The sequence below is a fragment of the Variovorax sp. 01T439_2 genome (assembly GCF_056398445.1).
In genome coordinates this window covers 1-4,252 of the sequence record NZ_JBFTPJ010000510.1, presented here as the reverse complement: position 1 = coordinate 4,252, position 4,252 = coordinate 1, and the positions used below count along the sequence as shown (strand labels likewise).

Genomic DNA, 4,252 nt, shown 5'->3' with positions numbered 1-4,252 from the left:
GGGCCACTTCACGCCGGAGCGCCATTTCGGCTTCGAGGGCGCGGCCTGGTACTGGCACTTCGTCGACGTGGTGTGGCTCGGCCTCTACATGCTGGTGTACTGGCTTTGAGCGACTCCCGCGGCATGCAGAAAAAAAGGCGCCGGAAGGCGCCTTTTTCATGGTTCTCGTGGAACGAGCACCATCTACTTGCCGAGCGGGAGCCCGGTGGGCTGGATGTAGCCGAATTTCCAGGCCAGCAGCATGCAGAGGAACAAAAACACCGACAGGCCGATCCGAAAGGTGAGGGCGCGCGCCATGCCGCCGCTCTTGGCGCGCCCGTTGCGCCCGTCTTTCAGCATGTAGAAGAGCGCGAAGGCAAGGCTCGCGAAGATGCCCACGAAAACCAGGGCGACGAAATATTTCATGACCCCGATTATCGGCCGCACGCCTCATCCACTCCAGTGACGCCGGAACCCCTTCATTCCGCCCGCCGGAGGCCCAGGCGGGGCCGCTTCCTGTTGGTCACGCTGGCCGCCGTGCTGGCCCTTTGCGCCACGGTGTCGCTGGGCCGCTGGCAGCTGTCGCGCGCCGCGCAGAAGGAGGCGCTGCAGGCCGAGATCGAGGCCCAGAAGCAGAAGCCGCCGCTGGCCCAGGCCGAGTTCCTGGCGCTCGAGGCGCCGGCCGGCGAGCTGCACCGGCCGGTGCGGCTGCGCGGCCTCTGGCTGACGCCCCAGACGGTCTACCTGGACAACCGGCAGATGCATGGCGTGCCGGGCTTCTACGTGCTGACGCCGTTCGCCCTGGAAGGCAGCGACCAGGCCGTGATGATCCAGCGCGGCTGGGTGCAGCGCAACTTCAACGACCGCACGCAGCTGGGCGCGGTCGAGACGCCGCCGGGCATCGTCGAGGTCACGGGCCTGATCGAGCCGCCGCCGGGCCACTTGTTCGAGCTCGGCAAGCCGGCCGCGGCCGCCTCGGCACCGGAATCCGCGGGGTCTTCGCCCATCCGGCAGAATCTCGACCTGGAAGCGTTCCGCGCCGAAACCAAGCTGCCGCTGCGAACCGATGTGTCGCTGCAGCAGGCCGGCCCCGCTTCCGAGGGGTTGCAGCGCGACTGGCCGGCCCCCGCTCTGGGTCTGGAGAAGCACTACGGCTATGCATTCCAGTGGTTCGGGCTTTCGGCCCTCGTGGTCATCCTCTATGTCTGGTTCCAAATCATTTCCCCCAACCGCCGCTCGAGGCRCCGCGCACGCGATGAACGCAGCCTCTGACGAACCGCTGGGCCTGACGGTGCACTCGATGCCGTCGCCCAACCAGGCGCTCGACGGTGCCGAGGGCCGCCGCACGGTGGCCGGGCGCTGGAAGATGGTTGCCGTGATGCTGATGTGCGCCGCGCCCGTCATCGCGTCGTACTTCACCTACTACGTGATCCGGCCCGAGGGGCGCAGCGTCTACGGCGAGCTCATCGATCCGCAGCGCACGCTGCCTGTGCTCGCCACCACGGACCGCAGCGGCGCGCCGGTCGACCTGGCCACGCTCAAGGGCCAGTGGCTGCTGGTGGCCGTGGCCGATGCGGCCTGCGACGCGCTCTGCGAACAGCAGCTCTACCTGCAGCGCCAGCTGCGCGAGAGCCTGGGCCGCGAGAAGGACCGGCTCGACCGCGTCTGGCTCGTGAGCGATGCGGCGCCGGTTCCGGCGCGGCTGGACAACGGCCTGCGCGGCGCCACCGTGCTGCGCGTGCCGGCCCAGCAATTGGCCCAATGGCTCGCGCCCGCCCCGGGCCATGGGCTGGCCGAGCACCTGTACGTGGTCGATCCGATGGGCAACTGGATGATGCGATTTCCGGCCCGCATGGACGCCGCGGGCGCGAGCCGCGCCAAGCGCGACCTCGACCGCCTGCTGCGCGCCTCGGCCTCCTGGGACGAGCCCGGCCGCTAGCACCGCATGATGGACACCGGCTCGCTCTACGACCTCACCCCCGTCGCCTGGCTGATGGCTGCCGGCGTGCTGATCGCGCTCGGCCCGCTGGTGTGGGTGTGGCGCCGCAACGCGGGCGCCGGTCCGGCGCGCCGGCTGCATGCGCTCACCGTGCTGACGCTGTTCCTCACCTTCGACCTCACGCTGTTCGGCGCCTTCACCCGGCTCACCGATTCGGGCCTGGGCTGCCCCGACTGGCCGGGCTGCTACGGCAACGCGAGTCCGGTGGGCGCGCGCCACGAGATCGCCATGGCGCAATCGGCCCAGCCGACCGGCCCGGTCACGCACAGCAAGGCCTGGGTCGAGATGGTGCACCGCTACCTGGCCACCGGCGTCGGTGTGCTGATCCTCGCGCTGGCGGGCGCCACCTGGGCCGTGCGGCGGCGCCAGCGCCGCATGCCGCCCGCGCCGGCGGACGGCGAGCACGCCACGCTCAGCGCCTGGTGGCCCGCGCTCACGCTGGCCTGGGTCTGCCTGCAGGGCGCGTTCGGCGCGCTCACGGTCACCTGGAAGCTCTTTCCAGCGATCGTCACGCTGCACCTGCTGGGCGCCGTGGTGCTGCTGGTGCTGCTGTGCATCCAGGCGGTGCGCTACCGGCAGGCCGCCGCCGACCGCCTGCCCACGCCGGTGTCGCCTGCGCTGCGCAGCGGGCTGATCGCCACCTCGGCCCTGCTGCTGCTGCAGATCGCGCTCGGCGGCTGGGTCAGCACCAACTATGCGGTGCTGGCCTGCACCCAGTTCCCGACCTGCCAGGGCAGCTGGTGGCCGCCGATGAATTTTGCCCAGGGCTTCGAGATCTGGCGCCACCTGGGCGTGACCGGCAGCGGCGTGCCGCTCGATTTTTCCGCGCTCACCGCCATCCACTACGTGCATCGGCTGATGGCCTACGCCGTGTTCGCCGCGCTGGGCGTGCTCGCGTGGCAGCTGCGCCGCACGCCGCCGCTGCGGCCGCAGGCGCGCTGGCTCGCGGGGCTCGCGCTGCTGCAGCTGGCCACGGGCCTCGGCAACGTGCTGCTCGGCTGGCCGCTGGTCGCCGCGGTCCTGCACACCGGGGGCGCCGCCGCGCTGGCCGTGGTGCTGACATGGGCGCTGTGCGAGAGCCGCCGCGGGGCCGTGGCCGCGACCGCACACGAGACAGACAAGGCGCCCGGCGCCCCACACAACAACCAGAGGGAGGCCGCCGCGTGAGCACGCCGATTTCCGTGCAGCAGACAAGCACCGCCAACGTGCTGCGCCAGTTCTATGCGCTGACCAAGCCGCGCGTGGTGCAGCTGATCGTTTTCTGCGCCCTCATCGGCATGGTGCTGGCCGTACCCGGGCTGCCCTCGTGGGCCGACGTGCAGCGCGCCGTGCTGGCCTGTATCGGCATCTGGCTGGTGGCGGGCGCGGCGGCGGCGTTCAACTGCCTGGTCGAGAAGGGCATCGACGCCAAGATGAAGCGCACCGCCTGGCGCCCCACGGCGCGCGGGCAGCTCAGCGACCTGCAGGCGCTGGTGTTCTCGGCGCTGCTGTGCGCGGCCGGCTCGGCGCTGCTCTGGTTCCAGGTCAACCCGCTCACCATGTGGCTGACCTTTGCCACCTTCGTCGGCTATGCGGTGATCTACACCGTGATCCTCAAGCCGCTGACGCCGCAGAACATCGTGATCGGCGGCGCCTCGGGCGCGATGCCGCCGGTGCTGGGCTGGGCCGCAATGACCGGCGACGTGGGCCCCGAGGCGCTGATCCTGTTCCTGATCATCTTCCTGTGGACGCCGCCGCACTTCTGGGCGCTGGCGCTCTACCGCGTCGAGGACTACCGCAAGGCCGGCCTGCCGATGCTGCCCGTCACGCACGGCAACGAGTTCACGCGGCTGCAGGTGCTGCTCTATACCTTCATCTTGTTCGCGGCCTGCCTGATGCCTTTCATCTACGGCATGAGCGGCTGGCTCTACCTGGCGGTGGCGGTGGGCGTGAGCATCGGCTTCACRGGCTACGCCTTCGCCCTCTGGCGCAACTACTCCGATGCGCTGGCGCGCAAGACCTTCCGGTTCTCGCTGATCCACCTGAGCGTGCTGTTCGCGGCACTGCTCGTCGACCATTACCTCCGCTGATTGACCGAATGCCCGTGCCCATGAACAAGCGAAATGCCCTGAAACTGATTGCCGGCGGTGCGGGATGGGCTGGCATGGCCGCCACCCTGGGCCTCGGTCTTTCGGCCTGCAGCGAAGCCAAGCCCAGCTTCAATGCGGTCGACATCACCGGCGCCGACTACGCCCGCGACTTCTCGCTCAAGGATGCCGACGGCAAGCTGCGCAC

The 4,252-nt window shown here is 70.0% G+C and carries 6 protein-coding genes and 1 pseudogene; 6 read left to right on the top strand and 1 reads right to left on the bottom strand.

What is annotated here, in order from left to right; genetic code table 11:
* Positions 1-109: cytochrome c oxidase subunit 3 (locus AC1DOC_RS21825; protein ID WP_478130465.1), on the top strand; the 109-nt coding region annotated here is incomplete at its 5' end.
* 74 nt (positions 110-183) lie between these two features.
* Here the strand turns inward: AC1DOC_RS21825 and AC1DOC_RS21820 are convergent.
* Positions 184-405: a twin transmembrane helix small protein gene (locus tag AC1DOC_RS21820; protein ID WP_015867156.1), complete on the bottom strand. Its 222-nt coding sequence runs from the start codon at positions 403-405 to the stop codon at positions 184-186.
* A 36-nt stretch (positions 406-441) separates the two neighbouring features.
* Here AC1DOC_RS21820 and AC1DOC_RS21815 point away from each other — a divergent pair, with 36 nt between their 5' ends.
* The 5 genes and pseudogenes from AC1DOC_RS21815 to AC1DOC_RS21795 form a co-directional block, all read left to right on the top strand.
* Positions 442-1,251 carry an SURF1 family protein gene (locus AC1DOC_RS21815; protein WP_478130464.1) on the top strand — a complete coding sequence of 270 codons (810 nt, stop codon included), beginning with the start codon at positions 442-444 and terminating at the stop codon, positions 1,249-1,251.
* Positions 1,235-1,918, top strand: a complete 684-nt coding sequence (locus AC1DOC_RS21810) for a hypothetical protein (RefSeq protein WP_478079703.1) — start codon at positions 1,235-1,237, stop codon at positions 1,916-1,918. The genes AC1DOC_RS21815 and AC1DOC_RS21810 overlap by 17 nt, the downstream gene beginning before the upstream one ends.
* A 6-nt stretch (positions 1,919-1,924) precedes the next feature.
* Positions 1,925-3,145: a COX15/CtaA family protein gene (locus tag AC1DOC_RS21805; RefSeq protein WP_018906712.1), complete on the top strand. Its 1,221-nt coding sequence runs from the start codon at positions 1,925-1,927 to the stop codon at positions 3,143-3,145.
* Positions 3,142-4,047, top strand: a complete 906-nt coding sequence (cyoE, locus tag AC1DOC_RS21800) for a heme o synthase (protein ID WP_015867152.1) — start codon at positions 3,142-3,144, stop codon at positions 4,045-4,047. The genes AC1DOC_RS21805 and cyoE overlap by 4 nt, the downstream gene beginning before the upstream one ends.
* A 20-nt stretch (positions 4,048-4,067) precedes the next feature.
* Positions 4,068-4,252: pseudogene (locus AC1DOC_RS21795) on the top strand (SCO family protein); the annotation flags it as partial.